19 protein-coding genes are annotated in these 21,343 nt (G+C 48.5%); 7 read left to right on the forward strand and 12 right to left on the reverse strand.

From position 1 onward, the window contains the following. Positions 1–26: 26 nt before the first annotated feature. Positions 27–545: a UpxY family transcription antiterminator gene (locus ISX59_RS19475; protein ID WP_217737668.1), complete on the reverse strand. Its 519-nt coding sequence runs from the start codon at positions 543–545 to the stop codon at positions 27–29. Between the two features lie 280 nt (positions 546–825). Here ISX59_RS19475 and ISX59_RS19480 point away from each other — a divergent pair, with 280 nt between their 5' ends. Both ISX59_RS19480 and ISX59_RS19485 read left to right on the forward strand, forming a co-directional pair. Next, positions 826–978, forward strand: a complete 153-nt coding sequence (locus tag ISX59_RS19480) for a hypothetical protein (protein ID WP_164932435.1) — start codon at positions 826–828, stop codon at positions 976–978. Positions 979–1,202: 224 nt separating this feature from the next. After that, positions 1,203–3,566: a DUF3987 domain-containing protein gene (locus ISX59_RS19485; protein WP_220576197.1), complete on the forward strand. Its 2,364-nt coding sequence runs from the start codon at positions 1,203–1,205 to the stop codon at positions 3,564–3,566. Between the two features lie 281 nt (positions 3,567–3,847). On the opposite strand, the gene ISX59_RS19490 is transcribed toward ISX59_RS19485, so the two are convergent. Then, positions 3,848–4,096: a DUF4248 domain-containing protein gene (locus tag ISX59_RS19490; protein ID WP_005779872.1), complete on the reverse strand. Its 249-nt coding sequence runs from the start codon at positions 4,094–4,096 to the stop codon at positions 3,848–3,850. Positions 4,097–4,287: 191 nt separating this feature from the next. Between ISX59_RS19490 and ISX59_RS19495 the strand changes: the two genes are divergently transcribed. Both ISX59_RS19495 and ISX59_RS19500 read left to right on the forward strand, forming a co-directional pair. After that, entirely contained in the window at positions 4,288–4,734 is a 447-nt protein-coding gene (locus tag ISX59_RS19495; protein ID WP_005779870.1) for an HU family DNA-binding protein, read from the forward strand. Positions 4,735–4,958: 224 nt separating this feature from the next. Further along, positions 4,959–5,408 (forward strand): N-acetylmuramoyl-L-alanine amidase, encoded by a 450-nt coding sequence (locus ISX59_RS19500; RefSeq protein WP_005806817.1) that lies wholly within the window; start codon positions 4,959–4,961, stop codon positions 5,406–5,408. A gap of 125 nt (positions 5,409–5,533) precedes the next feature. Here the strand turns inward: ISX59_RS19500 and ISX59_RS19505 are convergent, their stop codons facing one another. From ISX59_RS19505 to ISX59_RS19520, 4 genes are all read right to left on the reverse strand, one after another. Continuing rightward, positions 5,534–7,939: a polysaccharide biosynthesis tyrosine autokinase gene (locus ISX59_RS19505; protein WP_032530476.1), complete on the reverse strand. Its 2,406-nt coding sequence runs from the start codon at positions 7,937–7,939 to the stop codon at positions 5,534–5,536. A 13-nt stretch (positions 7,940–7,952) separates the two neighbouring features. Next, on the reverse strand, positions 7,953–8,741 hold the full coding sequence (locus ISX59_RS19510; protein WP_122141694.1) for a polysaccharide biosynthesis/export family protein: 789 nt from the start codon (positions 8,739–8,741) through the stop codon (positions 7,953–7,955). 141 nt (positions 8,742–8,882) lie between these two features. Continuing rightward, complete coding sequence (locus ISX59_RS19515; RefSeq protein ID WP_220576198.1) at positions 8,883–10,286, reverse strand: undecaprenyl-phosphate glucose phosphotransferase; 1,404 nt, start codon at positions 10,284–10,286, stop codon at positions 8,883–8,885. 454 nt (positions 10,287–10,740) lie between these two features. Beyond that, the gene (locus tag ISX59_RS19520) at positions 10,741–11,658 is read right to left on the reverse strand and encodes a Tsr19 family tyrosine-type DNA invertase (RefSeq protein ID WP_220576199.1); all 918 of its coding nucleotides are present in this window, start codon (positions 11,656–11,658) and stop codon (positions 10,741–10,743) included. 235 nt (positions 11,659–11,893) lie between these two features. Between ISX59_RS19520 and mpi the strand changes: the two genes are divergently transcribed. After that, a complete protein-coding gene (gene mpi, locus ISX59_RS19525; protein WP_005779856.1) occupies positions 11,894–12,487 on the forward strand; it encodes a serine-type multi-promoter DNA invertase Mpi in 594 nt (197 codons plus the stop codon). A gap of 147 nt (positions 12,488–12,634) precedes the next feature. Here mpi and ISX59_RS19530 read toward each other — a convergent pair whose 3' ends face one another. Beyond that, positions 12,635–13,216, reverse strand: a complete 582-nt coding sequence (locus tag ISX59_RS19530; RefSeq protein WP_005779854.1) for an HdeD family acid-resistance protein — start codon at positions 13,214–13,216, stop codon at positions 12,635–12,637. Between the two features lie 92 nt (positions 13,217–13,308). Between ISX59_RS19530 and tpx the strand changes: the two genes are divergently transcribed. Beyond that, on the forward strand, positions 13,309–13,809 hold the full coding sequence (gene tpx / locus ISX59_RS19535) for a thiol peroxidase (protein ID WP_005779853.1): 501 nt from the start codon (positions 13,309–13,311) through the stop codon (positions 13,807–13,809). Between the two features lie 84 nt (positions 13,810–13,893). Here tpx and ISX59_RS19540 read toward each other — a convergent pair whose 3' ends face one another. The 5 genes from ISX59_RS19540 to ISX59_RS19560 all read right to left on the reverse strand — a co-directional run bounded on the left by ISX59_RS19540 (position 13,894) and on the right by ISX59_RS19560 (position 19,832). After that, entirely contained in the window at positions 13,894–14,517 is a 624-nt protein-coding gene (locus ISX59_RS19540) for a DUF4840 domain-containing protein (protein WP_122296890.1), read from the reverse strand. A gap of 391 nt (positions 14,518–14,908) precedes the next feature. After that, positions 14,909–15,550, reverse strand: coding sequence for a DedA family protein (locus ISX59_RS19545; protein ID WP_005779849.1), 642 nt, complete (start codon positions 15,548–15,550; stop codon positions 14,909–14,911). Between the two features lie 43 nt (positions 15,551–15,593). Further along, complete coding sequence (locus ISX59_RS19550) at positions 15,594–17,030, reverse strand: lipopolysaccharide assembly protein LapB (RefSeq protein WP_032530479.1); 1,437 nt, start codon at positions 17,028–17,030, stop codon at positions 15,594–15,596. Positions 17,031–17,209: 179 nt separating this feature from the next. Next, positions 17,210–18,949, reverse strand: coding sequence for a glutamine--tRNA ligase/YqeY domain fusion protein (locus ISX59_RS19555; RefSeq protein ID WP_220576200.1), 1,740 nt, complete (start codon positions 18,947–18,949; stop codon positions 17,210–17,212). Between the two features lie 70 nt (positions 18,950–19,019). Beyond that, complete coding sequence (locus tag ISX59_RS19560) at positions 19,020–19,832, reverse strand: PstS family phosphate ABC transporter substrate-binding protein (RefSeq protein WP_032542793.1); 813 nt, start codon at positions 19,830–19,832, stop codon at positions 19,020–19,022. Positions 19,833–20,145: 313 nt separating this feature from the next. On the opposite strand from ISX59_RS19560, the gene pstC reads away from it, so the two are divergent. Next, on the forward strand, positions 20,146–21,342 hold the full coding sequence (gene pstC, locus ISX59_RS19565; RefSeq protein ID WP_220576201.1) for a phosphate ABC transporter permease subunit PstC: 1,197 nt from the start codon (positions 20,146–20,148) through the stop codon (positions 21,340–21,342). Position 21,343: the final 1 nt, after the last annotated feature.

A 21,343-nucleotide genomic window follows, 5' to 3' on the forward strand; every position in this document is an offset into this window, starting at 1 on the left:
TCGTTTCTTTTATCTATTGATATCCTTCATCTCACCGCCTCCATCTTTCCCACTCTCTCCACGAACCCCACCGGCATATCCACATGGGCGCAGCCCAGCATATCCAGCCTTACCGCCACCTTGCTTTTGCCGTTGATGGTCACCAGTTCGCCTTCCAGTCCGGTAAGCGGACCTTTGATCACTCGCACCTGTTCGCCGGGGGCGAGGGGGGAGGAGCACACTTCGATGGCTTCTTCGGAGTAGTCGAGCATGAAGCGGAAACGTTCCATCTGCTCGTCGGGGATGACGGCGGGGGTACTTTCGCCGCGCAGCACCATGTAGCGGCTGACGGACGAGAGGGTCAGCACTTCGGCCCGTTCTGCCGGATCGACGTGTACGAAGATCATCATCGGAATGACTACGCGCTCTATCTTTTTGCGGCGGTCGCTCCATTGATGGATTTCTTCCTGCACGGGCAGGAAACTTTCGATGCCCATTGCCGTCAGGCGGTCACGGGTTTTCTTTTCGTGATAGAGACGGACGTAGGCGGCAAGCCAGGATTTCATGTCGGTTGGGGAGTATGGTTTGAGAAAGTGGGAGGGACGCTCCCGGATACGCTACGCGGTTACCTGTCACAGTTGTCTGCTTGGGTAAACCGAATCTTACGTTTGATTTTGCTGCAAAGATAGATATAAATTTACTAAATGCAATAAATTGTTCATTAAAATAGAAAAAATAATGAATTTTTAATCTTTGGATTGTACTTTTGTGAGTTTTAATAATTAACATATATTTTAAATTTAATGATTATGGAAAAAAAACTACAAGTTAAAGAACTCGAATGAGTTGCTTAGAGAACTGTCCGGACAGGTGTTTGCCTTGGTGCGTGAGCTTCCCAAACCGCTCTCGAGGGAGGAGATGCGGGAGATGAAACGGTTGTGCCGCTTCCTGAGTAACACGGTGAAGGATCAGGAGCGGAAGCGGGAGGTGAGAAAATAAATTCGGGCGTTAAAAAGAGCCGGGAGGCGGACGGTGAAAGTGGCGTGTGGGTAGGTGTGGAGGCTTTCCGAAGAGACTTTTACGGCGGTTTTAACATTCGGAAGTGTAAAAAGTTTGTTGTTCTTTTGCATCATGGTTCATTGCAGAGGATGCGTAGTGGCAAGGGTTTTGCTTTGTGTGCTTGGCGGCGGATCGGGATTAAAAACATTAAAATTTAATACTCAATGAAAAAGAGAGAGTTTACAATTTCCTTTTTCCTCCATGTGTGGGAAAAGAAGGCGGAAGAGATTTTGCTGGAAGAGTTTCATAATGACCTCAGGGGAGCACGCTGGAAGGTGCTTGCCGAGTCGTATCGGCGGTGGATGCAGACGGGGATGGCCGAGGAAGCCAAGAAGCTGAAGGGTGCCCTGAATGCAGTGGTGGTAGCCGGCAGGTGCCGGGGCGGACATGCGGCGAACCAGGTGAGCCGGCTGAGCGGACTGGCACTGTTCGACTTTGACCACTGTCCGGAGAAACTGTCCGGGATGAAGGAGAAGGCCAAGGCGCTGCCTTATGTGGTGGAGGCCTTTGTCAGTATCTCGGGTGAGGGGTTGAAGCTGATTGTGCGCATCGATGCGGAGAATGCCGGGCAATACGCGGCGGCTTATCCTGTCGTCGCCCGTGAGTTGGAGCGCGTGTTGGGGCATCCTTGCGATATGTCGTGCCGTGATTTGGGGCGGGCGTGTTACGCTTCGTATGATCCGGAGGCGTATTATAATCCCGCTGCCGGGGTGTTTCCGTGGCGGGAGCAGGCGGACGGACTGCCGCAGGCGGAAGGGGAATATCCTGCGCAGGCGGTGGACGGAGCTCGTCCGGCAGGCGTTGCTCCCGAAGCGGGGAATGGCTTTATGCAGGCTTTCCTGAATGATTTTGATGTCCGGAACCCGTTTGCGACGGGAGGGCGTCATGCGTTTATGTTGAAGTTGGGACGTTATGCCCGGTATAAAGGTTTTTCGCCGGAGGAAATGCGGCTGTTGCAAAAAACAGTGGTTGAGAAATATGCGCAGGCTGATTTCGGAAGCGGAGAGATTGAGAAAACGTTATTCTCTGGTTATCAGTATGCTTCTGTCAGAAAGGCGGACGCTGTCGGGGAAGAAAAGGGCTCAAAGGCTCAAGGCTCACTTTATACCCCTCACGGGGAAGAGGAGGGGGATGATTTGGAAGATCTCTTGTTCGGAAAAAGTGAAGCTTACAGACGACAGGCGCCTTACTTTCCCGAAGAGGTGTTCGAGCATCTGCCCGAGGTGCTTGCGGAGGGAGTAAAGGTGGCGGGCAGCTATCGGGAGCGTGACATGTTGCTGACGGCGATGGTTGCCAACATCAGCGCTTGTCTGCCCGAGGTGCGTGTTTTGTATGATCAGGTGTACTACTCGCCGCACCTGTATTACATGGTGATTGCCCATGCCGGAGGCGGAAAGGGGGTGGTGTCGCTTGCCGGCATATTGCCCGGAGAGATTCACCGGTATTATGAGAAGCAGAACGAGGATATGCGTCTGGTGTATGATAAGGCTTTCTTCGAGTGGGAGCTGGAGCTGAAAAAGGCGCAGGCGGAGAAGCGTTCGCCGGACTTTTCGCTGCGTCCCAAAGAGCCTGCCCGTAAATTGCTGACACTTTCGCCCAATGTGTCGAAGAGTTTGCTGATCAGTGCATTGGAGGAGAGCGGCAAGTTAGGGTGCTGCATCAACGCTACGGAGCTGGACATGGTGTCGGGAGCTATCCGCAATGAGTACGGAAAGCATGATGACGTGTTTCGGGCGGCTTTTCAGCACGAGGTGGTTTCGGCCGATTTTAAGGTGAACGGGCGCCAGGTGGTAGCCCACCATCCACGCTTGGCATTGTGTTTCGCCGGTACTCCGAATCAGTTGGCGCGTTTCATACCTTCGTTGGAGAGTGGATTGTACAGCCGTTTTCTGATCTATACCGGACAGAGTGATTGGTGTTGGCGTTCGGCCGCTCCCCGGGCAGGGGGTGAAGATCATCAATCGGTGTTTGCCCGTCTGAGTCACAGGCTGTTGGAGTTACACCTGTTCTTGCTTCAGTCTCCCACGGAGGTCACGTTTACGGCTGCGCAATGGGAGGAGCATACGTCTCGTTTCTCCTCTCACCTGTCCGAGGTGGTGAACGAGCGGGATGATTCGCCCGGGGCGATCGTGCTGCGTCACGGATTGATGGCAAGTCGGATAGCGGGTGTGCTCACTGCTCTCCGCAAGGGGGAGTGTGCCTGGGCGATGCCGCAGTATGTGTGTTCGGACGAAGATTTCCATACTGCCATGCTGATGACGGATGTGCTCCTGGAGCATAGCTTGCTGCTGTCTACCAGTGTGCAGAAGAGTGAAACGAACTCCAAACCTCTGAAGCCTTATTTCAGGTTACGGCCGGTATTACAATCTTTTTCAGGAACTTTTACCTTCGCCGAGATGGTAGAAAAGGCGGTGAAAATGGGAATTCCCCAGTCCACTGCCAAGAGGCTTTTTAAGAAGACTGTAGACTTGGAACTCGTTGTGAAAGAGGATGGAAAATATCGTAAGACTCACCGTAAGTGGGCGTAATGATGCTTGTAGAGTGAGCCTTGAGCCTTTGAACCTTCTCAAAAAGGATAGGGGGAAGGCGAATGTATGAAAAAACTCTTAAGCCTTTTCTGAAAAGACTTAAGAGTTTCTACTAAAAGACTTGGATGTTTCGGGGGAAACGTCTAAGTCTTTTTCACGGTTTTCACCACAGATTACACAGATTAACACGGATTTAAATTAAAAGATCAATTCCGGGAAAAATAAATTCTTGATCTGTGATAATCTGTGTAATCTGTGGTGGGCTCTTCTCTGTGGTGAAATCAAGGTTCTCCCAGGTAATGCACTATCAGCCCGACTTCACGCTTGAGGAAGCTGTGGCGGTATTTGTTGTAATTGACTTCGGACAGTGCCCGGGTCAGGGCAGTGTTTTTACGCATCCAGCGGTAGAGTTTCTGCAGGGCGAGCACCGGGTCGAGGCCCGGGCAGTAAAGTTGTGCAAGTTCGGCTTTGGTGTACGAGCGGATAATGAAATCGGCTTCGGTTGTGTCTTCTTCTTTTCTTTGGTTCATGGTTTTGATTATCTGATTGTTATCTACCGTAAATATACGAAAAAACACCCGGAATGCAGCGTGTTTTTATACTCTTTTTTCGTCAAACTTCGTCATCGGCGCTCTTTCCTTGTCATTGGCGCATCGAGGTTGTCGTATCTTTGAAATGTGATTGAAAAACAGATGTTTAACTCTAAAAAGAAAGTACGATTATGAGTAAAGAAGTTACGTATTCGGTAGTGGCGCGCAAGAACATGCAGAAGAAGGATGATCCCGCCAAGTATTATGCCCAGGCACAGGCGAGTGGCGATGTGGGTCTGGACGAGATCTCGACCCGGGTGGAAAAGGCCTGTACGGTGCACTCGGCGGATGTGGTGGCGGTGCTGAAGGCGCTGGAGGATGAAATGGTAGACGGGCTGTCGAGGGGAGAGATTGTACGGCTGGGCAATATCGGCACGTTTCAGGTGGGCCTGAGAAGCAAGGGAGCTGAAAAGCCGGAGGATTTCAAAGCGGCGAATATCAGCAAGGCGAGGGTGAACTTCCGTCCGGGGCCTGTGCTGGCGGATGCGATGAAGACACTCAGCTTCAGCAAGGTGAGCACCCGGGCGGCGCAAAAGGGCGACGGCGACGGGGGGATTGTGGATGACCCGACGGCATGAATTCGCACCACAGATTTCACAGATTATCACAGATGAAGAATTTATTTTTTCTGCAATTGATTTTCATATTTAAATCTGTGATAATCTGTGAAATCTGTGGTGTAAACGTAAAACAACTTAATATAGCAAAGCAACGATGAAGAAGTTACAAAGAATCTTGGAATGGGTGATCGCGTTCCTGATGTTTCTCAGCGGGAGGAATGTCGAAAAGTGAAGGAGGGGGTATGAGGAAAATCGACTTAATCGTGATTCATTGCTCCGCAACGAGGGAAGACCGGTGCTTTACGGAGTTCGATCTGGATGTCTGCCATCGCAGGCGTGGCTTCAACGGGCCGGGGTATCACTTCTATATCCGCAAGGACGGGCGGATTGTGTCCACTCGTCCGGTAGAGAAAATAGGGGCGCATGCCAAAGGGCACAATGCGACGAGTATCGGTATCTGTTATGAAGGAGGGCTGGATGCGAGGGGACGTCCCAAGGATACCCGGACGGAGTGGCAGGTGCATTCGATGCGGGTGTTGGTGAAGACTCTGCTAAAACAGTACCCCGGCAGCCGTGTGTGTGGCCACCGGGATCTGAGTCCGGACTTGAACGCCAATGGGGAGATCGAGCCCGAGGAATGGATAAAGCAGTGTCCGTGTTTTAATGTGATTGATGATAAAAAATTACATTGATGTTTTAAAATGGAAATTGAACCGCTATAAAAGTTAATTTAATTAACTCTTATAGCGGTTTGGTTTTCATGGCATAAGTGTAACAAATAATTAATTCTTCATATTTTATAAAATCATAGAGATGTCTAAGTGTGTTTTTGGCCGTAACCATATCCATAGCCGTACTTTTTGCCGTACCCGTAGTAGCGTCCGTATTTTCCGTATCCATAGTAATAACCGTATTTCCGTTTTTTCATGTCGAGCCCGTTGATGACGGTACACAGGTTCGGAAGTTTGTTGCCCAGACGAAGATCCTCGAGCAGGGTATAGTCGGCTTTATGCGTATAGTCGGCACGGCATACGTAAACGGAGAGGTCGGCTACCCGTGCGATGATCTGTGTGTCGGTGACCAGCCCGATGGGGGCGGTGTCGAGTATCACGTAGTCGAAGTGCCTTTTCAGAATATCAATGGCCTGCACCAAAGCCTGGCGTGCCAGCAGCTCGGTGGGGTTGGGCGGAACTGTTCCACCGGGGAGGATACTCAGGTTGGGTGATATCTCCGAGGGCTGCACCATAGACAGCAGGTCGGTATGCTGCGGATTGGCCAGGTATTGAGTGATTCCTTTCTCTTTGTGCGAAAGGGAGAATACTTTGTTCAGTCCCGGCTTGCGGATGTCGAGTCCCACGATGACTACTTTCTTGCCGAGCAGCGAGAGGCTGATGGCAAGGTTGGTGGCTACGAATGTTTTTCCTTCGCCGCTGATGGTGGAGGTGACCAGGACCACTTTGTTCTCTTCGCCCAGCATGAATTGCAGGTTGGTGCGGATGCCCCGGAAGGTTTCCGCCATCAGGTCGTTTTCGTTTTCGCGGACGGCGATGCTTCCCTGCTTCCCTTCTCCCTCTTCCGCCAGGGGGATGTCTCCGATGATAGGGACGGAAGTCAGTTTCTCCACGTCCGCCCGTCCTTCTATGCGGAACTGGAGCAGGCCCATGACGTAGATGACGGCTACGGGGATGCCTATCCCCATCAGGAGCGCGATCATGTAGACCGTCTTTGTCTTGGGTGAGACGGGACCGTTGTCGGCCATGGCTTCGTCTACGATTTTGGCATTATTGGCAGTGGCAGCCAGCGCGATGGAGTTTTCTTCCCGTTTCTGGAGCAGCATCAGGTAGAGTCCGGCTTTGATTTCCTGCTGGCGCGAGATGCTGACAAGCTGGCGTTCCTGGGCGGGAGCATTGCTGATGCGGCGGTTGAACTTGTTGGCCTGCCGGTCGAGGTCGGCTTTGGTGATCAGCAAACCTTTCTGAACGCTGTGGATGGTGGTCAGGATGTTTTCGCGCATGGCACGGATGCTGGTATCCAGATTCACGATCACCGGGTTGGTTTCCGAAGAATTGAGCAGCAGGCGGTTGCGTTGGAGCACCATTTCGTTATACTGGCTGATAAGGGTGGACAGGGACTGGTCGGTCAGGCCGACGTTGACGGGCAACACGGTGTTGAGCTTGTCCGGAGCGGAGATATATTCGCCTAAGTAGCGTACCAGGTTGAGCTGGGTGCCGTTCTCCACCCGTTGTTTCTCGTAGGCGGAGTTTTCGCTGACGGCCAGTTGGGCATCGCTTGCCAGGTCCGTCAGTCCGGCATCCCGTTTGAAGTTTTCCAATTCCTTTTCGGTACTGAACAGCTCGTCGTTGATGATGCGGATGCGTCCGGCGATGAACTCTTCCGTTTTCTCCGCCACCTCGTTCTTGTCGTTGTTGGTGTTCCGGTTGTAGACTTCGATCAGCCGGTTGATGAAGTCCTCGCCACGGCGCTTGTTGGTGTTCTTTAAAGAGACGATAACGATAGAGGTGGTTTTGGACGTCGGTTCTACACTGAGTGCTCCCGCATAGCCTTTAGCTGTCCACAGGGGATTGCTGACAACGGCGGTGAGCGTCTGCGGTTCTTTGACGGTGACGGAGTCGTGGGCAAGCGTAAACGTGAACGTGCCTGCGGGAGTAGTGAGCAGGGCCGGCAGCTTGGAGAACTTTTTACTGTAGGAGCTCTCTCCGATGGTGGCTTTCACGTCGAGCCGGTTGCCGGGCGACAGGGTGAGTTCGAACACGGCCGGCGCTGCTAACTTGTCCGCTTCTTGCGGAGTGAGTCCCACCAGTACCGGCGAATTTTTATAAAGTTCCGTTTCGTTGAAACTGCCTTTGGCTGTATAGGTGGTGTATAGGTTCAGTTCGCTGACCACATGCTTGACCAGCGTTTTGGAACGTAGTATTTCAATCTCGTTGTCGATGTTCGATACCGAGCTGACCAGACCCAGGCCTTCGAGCGCGGTGAGGTTTCCTCCACTGTTGCCCCCTTTCTTATCGTCCTTGATGACTACGGAGGCCGAGATGTTGTAGACCGGAGTGGTCTGCCGGAGGTATAACCATGCTCCCGCCAGGCAGAGGATGATCGAAGCCACGAACCAGGGCCACCGGATGATGTAGCGGAACAGCATGGCGTGGAAGTCTATTTTCTCTTCTTTTTCTTCGTATAGATCGTCGTATAAGTCTTCTTTCATTTTCGGGGTTTCTTTATTTGGCGATTGTAATGATTAAACTGGCAAGCGACACAAGCGTGCCTACCACGGAGAACCAGATGGTGGTGCTGGTGCTGATGTCGGCTGTTTTTGCCTTGGTCTTATTGGGGGTGACATACAGGATGTCGTTCTGTTGCAGGTAGTAATAGGGCGATTGGACGATATCTGCCCGGTTCATGTCCAGCGTGATGATGTGCTGGTGTCCGTCGGCGTCCTCGCGGATCAGGCGGACGTTGTCACGCAATCCGTACACGGTCATGTCGCCTGCCATGGCAAGGGCTTCGAAGAGGTTGACCTTTTCGTTGCTGATGGTGAAAGTTCCGGGAGCGTTTACTTCGCCGATGACAGAGATCTTATAATTGGCCATACGGACGGTGACGATGGGCGATTCTTTGATATAGTCGCTTAACTTCCCTTTGATCAGTGTTTCCGCCTCGCTTTTGGTCAGCCCGCCGATGTGCAGGGTGCCCAGTATCGGGAATTCGATATTGCCCCGGTTGTCTACCAGGTATTGCTGGAGTGCCGGCTGGCTGGTCAGGTTGTTCTGTGAGGCGCTGACGGGAGTTGCTACAGTGAGGTTGAACGGTTCAGCCAGTTCGGGGTCGGTGCAGGACACGACGATGGTGAGCAGGTCCTTCGGCATGATGCGTGCATCATAAAGCTTGGCTTCCGCAACGGCACGCTGCACCTCTCCCGAGTCTTGCAGATAAGGCACTTTCTTGTAGGACTGGCAGGAAGCCAGCAGGATACAGGTTAACGTAAAAAAAAGTAGTCTTTTTGTCATTTATCTTAATTTTAGAATATTACTATATGGGGTGGCTCACCACAGATTACGCAGATTAACACAGATTAACAGATTATCCCCTTGATATTTAAGGTTTAAGATTCTGTGTTAATCTGTGTAATCCGTGGTGAACTCTTTGTTTTAATAAGCTTCTTTTTCTCCTTCTAACGCATTTCTTACAGTTTTATATATTATATATAAATCGAGCATGAAGGTCCAGTGCTCGATATACCAGATGTCCCGTTGCACACGCCCTTCCATTTGCCACAGTTCGTGGGTTTCGCCGCGGAAACCGGTGACTTGTGCCCAGCCGGTGACACCCGGCTTCACAAAATGGCGGACCATGTATTTGTTGATCAGTTGTGAGTATTGCTCCGTATGTTTCAGCATGTGAGGGCGGGGGCCCACTACCGACATGTCGCCCAACAGTACGTTGATGAACTGCGGCAGTTCATCGATGCTGCTTTTACGCAGGAAGTTGCCGAATCGGGTTTTACGCGGATCGTGCAAGGTGGCTTGCAGGGTGTCGCTCTGTGCGTTTACTTTCATGGAACGGAACTTGTAACACCAGAACTCGCGTCCGTCTTCTCCGCTTCGCTTCTGCTTGAAGAAGATGGGGCCCGGTGAGGTGATTTTGATGGTCAGTCCGACGATGATATAGATAACGGGGAAGAGCGTGCACAGGAACAGCAGGGAGAAAACGATATCGAACGTACGCTTCCTGAAGCGGTTTTCGGTGAAACTGAGAGGCTCCTGACGGATGCAGAGTACGGGCACGTTGCCCAGAAGCTCGAAGTACATCCGGCGTTTAAGATAACTGCGTACGTTAGGGACGCTGAAGAAGCGTATCAGGTGATTCTCACAATAATCGATGATGGGGAGTATCTCCTCGCTGCGGGCGGATGGCAGGCAGCAATAGACTTGTTCGATTCCTCCCCGTTTCAGATAATCCACAATCTTGCGGGGTTGTCCCAGATATTTCACTTTTTCGGGAAAGCGGCTGCCGGGCTGGTCGTCGAAGTATCCGATGACACGAAATCCGGAAGTGACATCGTCCGTCATTTGATGATACAGTTCGATGATATTGCTGTTGCTGCCCACGAGAATGATGCTGCGGGAGTTTCCTCCATGCTTGCGGTAGCATTTCAGGAGTCTGCGAAACAACAGACGGTAGCAGACTAACAGCGTGGTGAACGTGAGATAGAATATCAGGAAGAAACGTGCGGAGAGGATACCGAAGTTTCCAAAGGTGAGGGCGCAGGAGAAGAATAGGGCGTGTCCGGCGCTGTTGCGTATGGCGCGCCATACAATTTGTTCGGGACGTACTACGCGGCGATGCAGTATGACGCCCGATGTCATGTTGCTAACCAGATAGCATAAGTTGAGTAATACTAAAACCTGTGGAAGTGAGTGTGTAAATGGGTCTGCAAAGAATTTACTTCCTAAGAGTGCGTACAGAGATAGAAAGATACCATTCAAGAGAATTAAATCTCCGGCGAATACTATCCTTTTTATAACTTTATTAAACCGCAATACCTGTTTCATAATGTATCTATAGGAGTGTAGGTAATAGTTGGCAGTGCTTGATCCACCATCATCTTGCTGTGTGCATTACAATTTGTTCCCTTACTTATTAGGTAATAGAATGCAGAATAACGAAAAGATATAAAATATGGCTTGGAGAGGTTAACTAAACATAAAAGAGGGGGTAGCTTATATAACTACGATGTAAAATTATCGCAATTTGGTAACTCCTGTTTGAGTAATTACATCAAACAGGAATTATGACTAATCTTTCTATTATATGAATAAATTATTTCAAACTGATATTTAAACTGATTATTATCCACTTTATTGGAAAAGAAATTATCATTTTGTTTGTGATATTTCAATTTTTATCTCTACTTTTGCAGCGATAAAACAAACAAATCTGTTCTATTACCTAATAAGTAAGGGATCGCTTTGTTCTATTACCTAATAAGTAAGAGAACCATTTATATCACTCTTCTTCCTTCTTTAGTCTCACGGCAGCAATTACTTTTTTATTCGCATTACTCAGTGTTTTATTATCAAAAGAAGCCAGGTAAATGTATGTCACCTTTTCCGAAGCATGCCCCATGCCGGCACTGATTACTGAAACCGGAACTCCCTTTTGCAGGGCTGTGGTGGCCCAGCTATGGCGTGCTACATAAGAAGTGAGCGGAGTCTTCAGCTTAAGTATTTCAGATATCTGGTTGAGTCGTTTGTTATACACCCTCAGCGCACTCCGGTATTGCTTATGCCCTTCTTCACCGGCTGCGCTAATGACCGGCAGCAGATAGATGGAGTCTGCACAGAGTGCCGCATATTTCCTCAGAATCGCTTTGGCACAGCTTTCTATGATGACCGTAAGCTGCTGACCCGTTTTCTGACGGAAGTAAACCAGTGTTTTCCCTCTCACGTCCGTTTTGCGGAGGTGCACCAGGTCGACAAATGGGATTCCACGCAGATAGAAGCTCAGCAAGAAGAGGTCGCGGGCAAAATCGAGCTTACTGTTCTTACCCAGATCGGCCCCCAGCAGACGGGAGATGATGGAAGGCGAAATAGCCCGTTTGGCGGTAGGTTCGTTGCCGATGAAAACATTCTCGAATAACTCCCGCGTATTGAGTGAAGCCAGGTTTTGCTCGATGGCCTGATTGCAAATGGAACGTAACATGCGCATATAGAGTGAGATCGTATTATGCCTTTTCCCACTCAAAAGCAAATACTGTTCGTACTCCTTGATGCTCTCGGGAGTGATTTCTTCAAAAGTAAGCGAATCTTTTCCTGCAAACTTCTGATAACTGTGCAGGGTGTAAATGTAAGTGTTGGCTGTACTGTAACGACCACCTAACTTAGCCTTCTTGGCTAAAGATTTAATGAACTTTTCAATTTCCATTTTCTTGTTTTTTTTAGTGTGTTCAACAACAATGATTCTAATAAAAAAGATTTTGAGCGGTAAGGCAGAAAATTTGCAGGAAATTAGTAAAAAATCAATAGCCATAAAGTATAGACGAATGAAAGTGTCATAAATACCCAAATGGTCCGATGAAAAAGGAGAGTGAAAAAGTGTCCCGAATTTGGATGAATAGCCGTTCTTTCGTGGTGTATTAATCAATTAAAAACATGAAATTATGGTAATAGCTTATTTGAGAGTAAGTACGGAAAAACAGTTTTTAGCTAATCAGAAAGAAGAGATTTTGCGATTTGCAGAGAAAAATGGATTATCGATCGACAAGTGGTACACAGAGACTATCAGTGGAAGCGTAAGCACAAAAGACAGGAAATTATCAGAGTTACTGAAAAGGATGCACCCGGGGGATACACTGATTGTAACGGAGATTTCGAGGCTGAGCCGTACATTGCTCGAGATTATGACTATCCTGAATTTCTGTATCAAGAAGCAGGTGGTGCTTTATAGCACCAAAGAAGGCTATGTGTTTCAGGACGACATCAACAGTAAGGTGCTGGGATTTGCATTCGGGCTGATGGCGGAAATCGAAAGGAACCTGATTTCGATGCGTACCAAAGAAGCACTTGCACGTAGAAAACAGGAAGGAATGACTTTAGGCAGAAGAAAGGGGGATACGCCTAAAATTAAATTGCTGAGTGCCAACAAGCGGGTACTAACCAGAGAACTTGACAAAGGAACTACTTACTCGGAACTGGCGGAAAAAATGGGGGTGTCCAGAACAACATTGTTCCGGTTCATGAAAACGATGTATTAGTGAATGATGAACGATTAGGGGAGCCATGATTCACCACAGAATTACACGGATTCTCACAGATTAATAATTTATTTTACTGAGAGTTAAATTAAAATATCTGTGTTAATCTGTGTAATCTGTGGTGAATATGAGTTCATTCACTGTTTATCATTTATCGTTCATCGTCGATGATCGTTTATGAAGGCTTTTCAGTTCGAAGGAGAGCATGACCCGGAAGAAACCGATGATCAGGAAGGTGAATGCCAGCATGTATATAACGTAAAGTGCACCCACGGCCGGTTGCCAGAGTATGATCAGCGAACAAATGATGGCAAGGATACCGAAGCCCATGTACCATCCCCACTCACGGGTTCCATAACGTTTCAGGTCCATGGAATAGCCTGTGGCAGAGAAACCGCGGAACATCATCCAGAAAGCGACAATGAACGGTATGACTTCCATGCTGAGCAATGGGTAGGCTACCAGGTAAATACCTAAGATCAGGTCGATAATACCTCCTGCGAGATACCATCCCCAGGACGAGATGCTTCGCCGGTTGCTGATGGAAAAGATGATTTCGATAATACCACTGATCAGCATGGAGATGCTGAAGATAACGCTGAGGGCAATGTAACTGCTTCCCGGTGCAAACAGCAGGCAGAGAGCCACGATGATGTACAGAATACCTAAGATAAGAGATAACCACCAGTTTTTTACTGCGTGTTCCATCTCGTCGAATAAAGTTTTCATATCAATTCTATTTTTAGATTATTGTCCCACGTGAACAAAGTAAGCGTACCGATTGTTTAGAATATAGTAAATAAAACTTAGAGATAACAATTATGGCAACAACAAATTTCAAAGGACAACCGGTAAAGCTGATTGGCGAATTTATACAGGTTGGAAAGGTGGCTCCCGATTTTGAGCTGGTGAAAAGTGATTTATCTTCTTTCTCACTAAAAGATTTGAAAGGTAAAAATATAGTTCTGAATATTTTTCCAAGTATGGATACCGGTGTCTGTGCTACTTCGGTGCGTAAATTCAATAAGATGGCAGCGGGATTAAAGGACACGGTGGTATTGGCCATTTCGAAAGACTTGCCGTTCGCTCAGGGACGTTTCTGCACGACGGAAGGCATTGAAAACGTGATTCCATTGTCCGATTTCCGTTTTTCGGACTTTGACGAAAGCTATGGAGTGAGAATGGCCGACGGACCGCTTGCCGGATTGCTGGCACGTGCGGTGGTGGTGATCGGAAAAGACGGGAAAGTGGCTTATACGGAACTTGTTCCGGAGATTACTCAGGAACCTGATTATGAAAAGGCACTGGCTGCCGTGAAGTAATCTGTGTAGGAGAAGATTTAGGAAAAAATAAAGTCCGTGTTCACTCCAAGGAGGTGGGAACACGGACTTTTTCATGTGGAATTGTTACTTCTTTTTAGTCATATCGAAGTCGAACTGTACTTTAGAAGTCGGTACAACCACATCTGCCAGTTTAATCTCGTCGGCATTGAGCTTCATCTTCAACTGATTGTTTTTGTAAGCGAAGCTGCCTTTTTCCGGAGAAGAAATGGTTACGGTTACGGTCTGACCCTTTTCACCTTCTGTAGCAGAGGGCAACTGGAGGATCAGCGGTTTCGGTTCGAATGCAAGGTAGATACTGTCTTTCTCTGTATTGAGAGCCGGCTTGTAACCTACTTTGTATTTCACGTCACCGATAGCTTTGATAATGGCTTCTGCTTTGTCTTTGTCACCGATAATAGAGATGATAAGGTTGTCAACCGGCAATTTGTCGAAGAAAACGGTATCATTCTTTACTGTCGCATTGACATCCTGTCCCTTGGGAGTTTCACCTTCGCCGGCATTCTCTCTGCCTGCAAGCGGAGTAACTTGGGTGATCAGTACTTTTCCGTTATAGGCGCCTGCCACGTCACCGGTCGATGGAGGAGGGAGCGGAGAGTTGTCATCGTTGTCACAAGAAGACAAGGTTACCACTGAAAAAGCAATCGCAAAAGCATAAAAAAGCTTGGATAGATTAAATTCTTTTTTCATTTTCTTAAACATTAAATTTGTTACATAAATCAGTCGTTCATCAACCAACTGTAAGGCCTAGGATTTGTTTTTTGATGAATTGTTGATTAACTGGTTTGGTGTACGTACAATAAGTAAATGCAGGGAATATAAAGATACTGCATGGAAGAGGAAAAAAAAGAAAGATTTTTTTGAGGGAGGGATGAAGGCGGAGTTTTACCACGGAGTACCACAGAGTCTCACGGAGTAATACGGAATAATACAGAGTAATAGAGAGTAGAGAGTGATACAGAGTGATACAGAGTAATACAAAGTTCTTAGAGTTCACTACCATTCGTTATCGATAGATTAAGTTCACTCTGTGTTGCTCTGTGTTACTCTGTGGTGAATGCTGATTCTTGCTGTGGAGGCACTATTTCTTTTTCTTCATTCCTTTGTAGATAAGGAAGCCGACGATGAAGACTCCGATGGCAATGAAGCAATAGCCCAGTTCGTGGCTGTATTCGGTAACTTTGGCAAGCAGTTGCTCTTCGCTTTCGATGCCGGGGACGGTGGACAGATAGTATCCGATGGCGGCAAGGATGGTGTTCCATAATCCTGCGCCTAAGGTGGTGTAGATAAGAAAGGTGTGCAATTTCATGCGGGCAAGTCCGGCCGGGATGGAAATCAGTTGGCGTACTGCAGGGATCAGACGGCCGATGAAAGTGGACAGCGCTCCGTGCTTGTCAAAGTATTCTTCGGCATGTTGCACTTTGGCTTCATCGATCAGGCACATGTGCCCGAAACGGCTGTTGGCGAATTTATAGACGATGGGACGTCCCAGCCAGCGGGCCAGATAGTAATTGATGATAGCGCCGATATTGGCTCCTATGGTGGCAAAAAGCACTACCAGGTAGATGTTCAACTCTTCGTTGACTGCTGCTTTGTAAGCTGCCGGAGGAACTACCACTTCGGATGGAAAAGGAATAAAAGAACTTTCAATGGCCATTAAGAGTGTAATGGTCCAGTAATTGAGGTGGTCTAAACACCACTGAATGAAGGCTACAGATTCCATTTGTTTAATTTAGATTGAATTTAATATAGTTTTGGTTTTTGGATTATTTTTCGTCTTTTAAGAAATCATCCAGTTCACGGAGCATCTGTTCTCCATCCGTTCCCATTTCCAGGATCATATTCCGAAGCGATTCGAGATTGATGGAGTTGCCACACATCTCGTTGTATTTCTTGAATCCTTCGTGGTCCTGAAGTACAAGGCATACAGAAGCCAGTTGTTCGCAGACTTTGGGATATTCGGGATCTTCCTCCAATACTTGCTCGAAGCAAAAACGGGCATTCTCGAGCATACGGTATTCGAGGCTGTAATTACCGATTTCCATCCATGTATCGGCTTCGGGGGCATAACGGAGAGCCAGTGCCCATTCTGCACGGGCCTGATCGAAGTTGCCCTCTTCCATGTAAATGCGTCCCTCAAGCAGATAGGGCTCTGCATCCTGTGGAGCCAGCTCTTTGGCCAGCCGGCAAAGGCGGTGGGCTTCTGCCGAGTCACCCAGATGGGAGGCACAGACCGCTTTGTTTGAATAGATATCGGACAGTAACGGAGAAGAGCCGTTGCCGCTTTCTTCGATTGCCTGAAGGGCCAGGCGGTAGCTCTCGGCGGCTTCTGCCCAGTTCTCCTGATGGGCATAAGCCAATCCGATGAACATGTAGGTGAATTCGGGAGAGAGCGTTTTATATTCCAGTGCTTTCTGATACTCTGCGATGGCCCCTTCGATATTTTCAAGGTGAAACAGGCTGTGTGCTTTGATGATATGGGCTTCGCCGAATTCTTCATCGGCTGCGATAGCGAAGTCGCAGGATTCTACGGCCTTATCAAAATCTTTGGTGGCGAACTGACATTTGGCCAGTCCCACCCAGTAAGCCGGGTTGTATGGGTTCTTGTCGATCAGCTTGTTGTAGAAGAAGGTGGCTTTTTCTATATGTGCCGCTCCGGCTGCTCCATAACAATCGGCGGTGGCTGCCAGAAAATCTTCGTCGTCCTTATACAGTTCTATCCCCCGCGTAAGCCACTGTATGCCTTTTTCCGGATAGCCTAAATCGGTATACAGGTAGACAACATCGACCAGGATGCCGAGTTCGTTTTTCTCTTCCTCTTCTATGCTGTCGAGTATTTGGTCGGCATCGTCCAGCTTGCCTTCGTTCAGCAACAGTTCGGCTAAGAGTAGTTTGACGTTGGCGGAGTAGGTGTCGGTGATAAGGTCCGCCACTTCCCGGGCTTTCCGGGGTTGGTTGAGATCCAGAAACAGGTAAGCTTGTTCTACCATGAGGTCGGTATGCCCCGGATGAAGTCCGAGTCCGTACGAAATGACTTCCTGGGCTTCCTTGAACCTGCGTTCGGAGGCGTATTGATCGGCAATATCGGCCAATTGGTCACCATCCATATAGGGAGACTGGTTGTTGGCCTTTAATGTTTCGTATTGCACGATCATATTATGTAATTCCCGCTCTCTTTCGGACGGGGAGTTCTTTCTACCCAATTTAATTAGTAATTATACAGTTAATAATGATTTGATTCGGAGGGAGAAGGTGTGTCGAAACTCACCACGGAGGACACAGAGTTTTAATTTAAAAACCGGTTCCGGGGAAAATAAATTTTTCCTCTGTGAACTCTGTGTCCTCTGTGGTGAGTTTCGACACACACTCTCTTGCCAAAAAGCTATTTATTGATTTTTCCCCAGGTATCTTTCAGTCCCACGGTGCGGTTGAATACCAGATGACCGGGCGTAGAATCTTTGTCTACATTGAAATATCCGATACGTTGGAATTGCAGATAGGAAAGTACGGGCAGGTCGGCCACGTATTTTTCTATGTAGCAACGGGTCAGAGTGGTCAGTGAGTCCGGGTTGATCATTTCCTTCATGGCTTCGAGAGCATCACAACCTTTCGCCTCACGGATGGCAGCCATCTCGTCACGCGGGTTTTCTACTTTCCAAAGACGGTCGTACAGACGCACCTCTGCCGGCAGGCAATGGTTGCAGCTGAGCCAATGAAGGGTACCTTTCACTTTGCGGTTGGCATCCGGCATACCGCTTCTGGTGTTGGGATCGTATTCGCAGTATACCTCGGTCACGGTGCCGTTCTCGTCTTTCTTGCAGCCTGTACATTTTACGATGTAGGCGTTCTTCAGACGCACTTCCTGTCCCGGAGTCATGCGGAAATATTTTTTCGGGGCATCTTCCATGAAGTCATCGCGTTCCATCCACAGTTCGCGGCTGAACTCGATGGTATGGCTTCCGGCTGTCGGATCTTCGGGGTTGTTGATAGCTTCCAGTTCTTCAACTTGTCCTTCGGGATAGTTGGTGATGATCAGTTTCACCGGGTTCAGTACGGCAGATACACGGGTGGCACGGGCATTCAGGTCTTCGCGTACGGCGCTTTCGAGCAGGGCGAAGTCGTTGAGTGCATCGTAAGTGGTGTAACCTATTTTATCGATGAACTTACGGATGGATTCGGGAGAGTAGCCGCGACGGCGGAATCCGCAGAGAGTCGGCATACGGGGATCGTCCCAGTCGTTCACCAGTCCTTCCTTCACCAGGATCAGCAGGTTGCGTTTACTCATCAGCGTGTAGTTCAGGTTCAGTTTGTTGAACTCTGTCTGGCGGGGGCGGTTGTCGTCCAGATCCTTGCCTTCTTTCAACCAGTCGATGAACAGATCGTAAAGAGGGCGGTGAGGTACGAACTCGAGCGTACAGAGTGAGTGGGTGACTCCTTCGAAATAGTCGCTCTGACCGTGTGCGAAGTCGTACATCGGATAGGCTTTCCATTGGGTTCCGGTGCGATGGTGTACCACATGCAGAATGCGGTACATGATCGGGTCGCGGAAGTGCATATTGGGGCTGGCCATGTCGATTTTGGCACGAAGCACCATGGAGCCTTCCTTGGCTTCATCGCTATTCATCTTTTCGAACAGGGCAAGGCTCTCTTCGATCGGACGGTTGCGGTACGGACTCTCGACACCGGGTTGGGTGGGAGTTCCTTTTTGTTGGGCAATCTGTTCTGAGGTCTGTTCGTCTACGTAGGCTTTGCCTTCTTTAATCAGAGTGACGGCAAAGTCCCATAACTGCTGGAAATAATCCGAGGCATAATATACGTTGCCCCACTGGAAGCCTAACCATTGGATGTCTTCCTGTATGGCTTCTACATATTCCATATCCTCTTTCGTCGGGTTAGTGTCGTCGAAACGAAGGTTGCACACACCACCATGTGCAGCAGCGATGCCGAAGTCGAGGCAAATAGCTTTGGCGTGCCCGATGTGCAGGTAACCGTTGGGTTCCGGCGGGAAACGTGTTTGTACTCTTCCTCCGTTCTTTCCTGCTTTCAAATCATTTTCTACTGCCTGTTCAATGAAATTAAGGCTTTTCTTTTCGCCTGCCTCTTCGTTTTTTATATCTGTCATATCTGTCATTATTATAAAAGCTCGTAGCTAATAAGTTGCTGCAAAAGTAGGATATTTTTTTTGTATAACCTTATTTCACGGGTATATATCCACTCTTTTTTATAATATCCTGTCCCTCGGGAGAAAGAATAAACTGGAGCAGGGGAGCGATTTGTGCTTTGTTCTTTACGTCATAATAATAATAGAGGGGGCGGACAATGGGATATGTCTTGTTGGTGGCGTTCTCTACGGTGGGGCCGGCATAGTGTTCTCCGTCATATGAAACGGACAGGGTTTTGATGCGTGGAGACACATAGGCGAGTCCTACGTAACCAATGGCACCTTTGGTCTGGCTGACCGACTGGATAATGGCTCCGGTGGCAGGCATGGAAAGGCTGCTGCTCATATAATTTTTGTTTTTGAGGACGCTCTCCTTAAAGAATTCGTAGGTACCGGAAGAGGTTTCGCGGGAGTAAACCACTATTTTGCGGTCATCGCCTCCCACCTGTTTCCAGTTGGTTATCTTGCCGCGGAAGATGTCTTCAAGTTGCCGGCGGGTGAGTTGCTTCACCGGATTGGACGGGTGGACAACAACGGCAAGCGCGTCATAGGCAACGATCACTTCGTCTATGTCCCGTTTGGCAGCTTTGGCTTTCATCTTTTCGCTGAACTTAATGGGGCGTGAAGCCATGGCGATGTCAGTGGTATTATCCAACAGGGCGGAGATACCCACTCCTGTACCACCTCCGGTGACGGTGACACGGGCATCGGGTTCCCGGTTCATGAAGCGTTCGGCTGTTTGCTGGGCTACGGGCAATACGGTGTCACTGCCTTTAATGCGTTGGGCATTGGCATTCAGTGCTGCGAGGGAGAGGGCGGCGAATAAGATAGTTCTAACTTTCATATGATTGAGTTTTGAATTTTGACTCACCACAGAGTACACGGAGTACACAGAGTCTCACAGGTCTTTAATCTCTTGTTACAGTATTTTAGAGAAAACGAATTTCTCTGTGTACTCCGTGTACTCTGTGGTGAATCCTGTGGTGGATTCTATATTTATGTGCAAATAAAGCAATAGTGTATTACATTCTTGTTTCAAAACGTTCGATATTCCGCCTTGTAACATAAATGTAACGCCTTTGAAACACTTCCTTCAAACGGTATTCACACATCCTTAATACTTACTCTGTTTCTTTGCATCATGAAAATCAGATGGTATGAAAAAGGTTTTTGAAAGGATTATAGAAGGAATTTTGACCTGTAGCGGATTTGTAACGAGTATTACGATCCTGCTGATTGTGCTTTTCCTTTTTACAGAGGCATTCGGGCTGTTCAGCAGTAAGGTTATCGAAGAAGGGTATGTGCTGGTACTGAACAAAGATAACAAGGTCAGTGAACTGACACCGATGCAGATTAAAGATGTTTTTGATGAAGAGATCACCAACTGGAAAGAACTGGGAGGTGAAGATCTGCCGATCCGGGTGTTCCGTCTGGAAGACATCACGCATTACTACTCGGAAGAAGAACTGGGAGAGGCATACGAAAATGCCGGGGCAAAGATTATGGAGTTGATTCAGAAGACGCCCGGGATCGTAGCTTTTATTCCTCAGAAGTTTGTAACTCAGCCGGATGCGGTGCATTTTATAAAGGATAATACCATTTCCGTGAAAGATGTGTTTGCCGGAGCGGAATGGTTTCCCACGGCAACACCGGCACCCCTGTTCGGCTTTCTGCCGCTGATTACCGGTACGCTTTGGGTGAGCCTGTTTGCCATATTGATTGCTTTGCCGTTCGGGCTGTCGGTGTCGATCTATATGTCCGAGGTCGCCAACCCGAAAGTGCGCGGTTGGCTGAAGCCGGTCATCGAGTTGTTGAGTGGTATTCCTTCGGTTGTATATGGTTTTTTCGGGTTGATCGTGATTGTGCCTCTGATTCAGAAGGTATTCGATTTGCCGGTAGGTGAGAGTGGACTCGCCGGAAGCATAGTGCTTGCCATCATGGCATTGCCCACGATTATAACGGTGACTGAAGACGCGATGCGTAATTGTCCCCGTGCGATGCGTGAAGCGAGTCTGGCACTCGGGGCTTCACAGTGGCAGACCATTTATAAAGTGGTGATCCCTTATTCTATTTCAGGCATTACTTCGGGGGTGGTGCTCGGCATCGGACGTGCCATCGGCGAGACGATGGCTGTTTTGATGGTAACCGGAAATGCGGCCGTGATTCCGACTACGATTCTCGAACCTTTGCGTACGATCCCCGCCACCATTGCGGCCGAACTTGGAGAGGCACCGGCAGGGGGACCACACTATCAGGCTCTTTTCCTTTTAGGAGTCGTGCTGTTCTTCATTACATTAATCATCAACTTTAGCGTGGAGTATATTTCATCTAAGGGCGTAAAACGTAGTAAGTAAT

It is taken from the genome of Bacteroides sp. FSHCM14E1 (assembly GCF_019633785.1).
GTDB classification, from domain to species: Bacteria; Bacteroidota; Bacteroidia; order Bacteroidales; family Bacteroidaceae; genus Bacteroides; species Bacteroides hominis.

What these genes read in the sequence shown, in the direction of transcription:
- ISX59_RS19475 (WP_217737668.1), bottom strand. Translation starts at nt 545, where the DNA reads ATGAAATCCTGGCTTGCCGCCTACGTCCGTCTCTATCACGAAAAGAAA.
- ISX59_RS19485 (WP_220576197.1), top strand. Translation starts at nt 1,203, where the DNA reads ATGAAAAAGAGAGAGTTTACAATTTCCTTTTTCCTCCATGTGTGGGAA.
- ISX59_RS19490 (WP_005779872.1), bottom strand. Translation starts at nt 4,096, where the DNA reads ATGAACCAAAGAAAAGAAGAAGACACAACCGAAGCCGATTTCATTATC.
- ISX59_RS19495 (WP_005779870.1), top strand. Translation starts at nt 4,288, where the DNA reads ATGAGTAAAGAAGTTACGTATTCGGTAGTGGCGCGCAAGAACATGCAG.
- ISX59_RS19500 (WP_005806817.1), top strand. Translation starts at nt 4,959, where the DNA reads ATGAGGAAAATCGACTTAATCGTGATTCATTGCTCCGCAACGAGGGAA.
- ISX59_RS19505 (WP_032530476.1), bottom strand. Translation starts at nt 7,939, where the DNA reads ATGAAAGAAGACTTATACGACGATCTATACGAAGAAAAAGAAGAGAAA.
- ISX59_RS19510 (WP_122141694.1), bottom strand. Translation starts at nt 8,741, where the DNA reads ATGACAAAAAGACTACTTTTTTTTACGTTAACCTGTATCCTGCTGGCT.
- ISX59_RS19515 (WP_220576198.1), bottom strand. Translation starts at nt 10,286, where the DNA reads ATGAAACAGGTATTGCGGTTTAATAAAGTTATAAAAAGGATAGTATTC.
- ISX59_RS19520 (WP_220576199.1), bottom strand. Translation starts at nt 11,658, where the DNA reads ATGGAAATTGAAAAGTTCATTAAATCTTTAGCCAAGAAGGCTAAGTTA.
- mpi (WP_005779856.1), top strand. Translation starts at nt 11,894, where the DNA reads ATGGTAATAGCTTATTTGAGAGTAAGTACGGAAAAACAGTTTTTAGCT.
- ISX59_RS19530 (WP_005779854.1), bottom strand. Translation starts at nt 13,216, where the DNA reads ATGAAAACTTTATTCGACGAGATGGAACACGCAGTAAAAAACTGGTGG.
- tpx (WP_005779853.1), top strand. Translation starts at nt 13,309, where the DNA reads ATGGCAACAACAAATTTCAAAGGACAACCGGTAAAGCTGATTGGCGAA.
- ISX59_RS19540 (WP_122296890.1), bottom strand. Translation starts at nt 14,517, where the DNA reads ATGAAAAAAGAATTTAATCTATCCAAGCTTTTTTATGCTTTTGCGATT.
- ISX59_RS19545 (WP_005779849.1), bottom strand. Translation starts at nt 15,550, where the DNA reads ATGGAATCTGTAGCCTTCATTCAGTGGTGTTTAGACCACCTCAATTAC.
- ISX59_RS19555 (WP_220576200.1), bottom strand. Translation starts at nt 18,949, where the DNA reads ATGACAGATATAAAAAACGAAGAGGCAGGCGAAAAGAAAAGCCTTAAT.
- ISX59_RS19560 (WP_032542793.1), bottom strand. Translation starts at nt 19,832, where the DNA reads ATGAAAGTTAGAACTATCTTATTCGCCGCCCTCTCCCTCGCAGCACTG.
- pstC (WP_220576201.1), top strand. Translation starts at nt 20,146, where the DNA reads ATGAAAAAGGTTTTTGAAAGGATTATAGAAGGAATTTTGACCTGTAGC.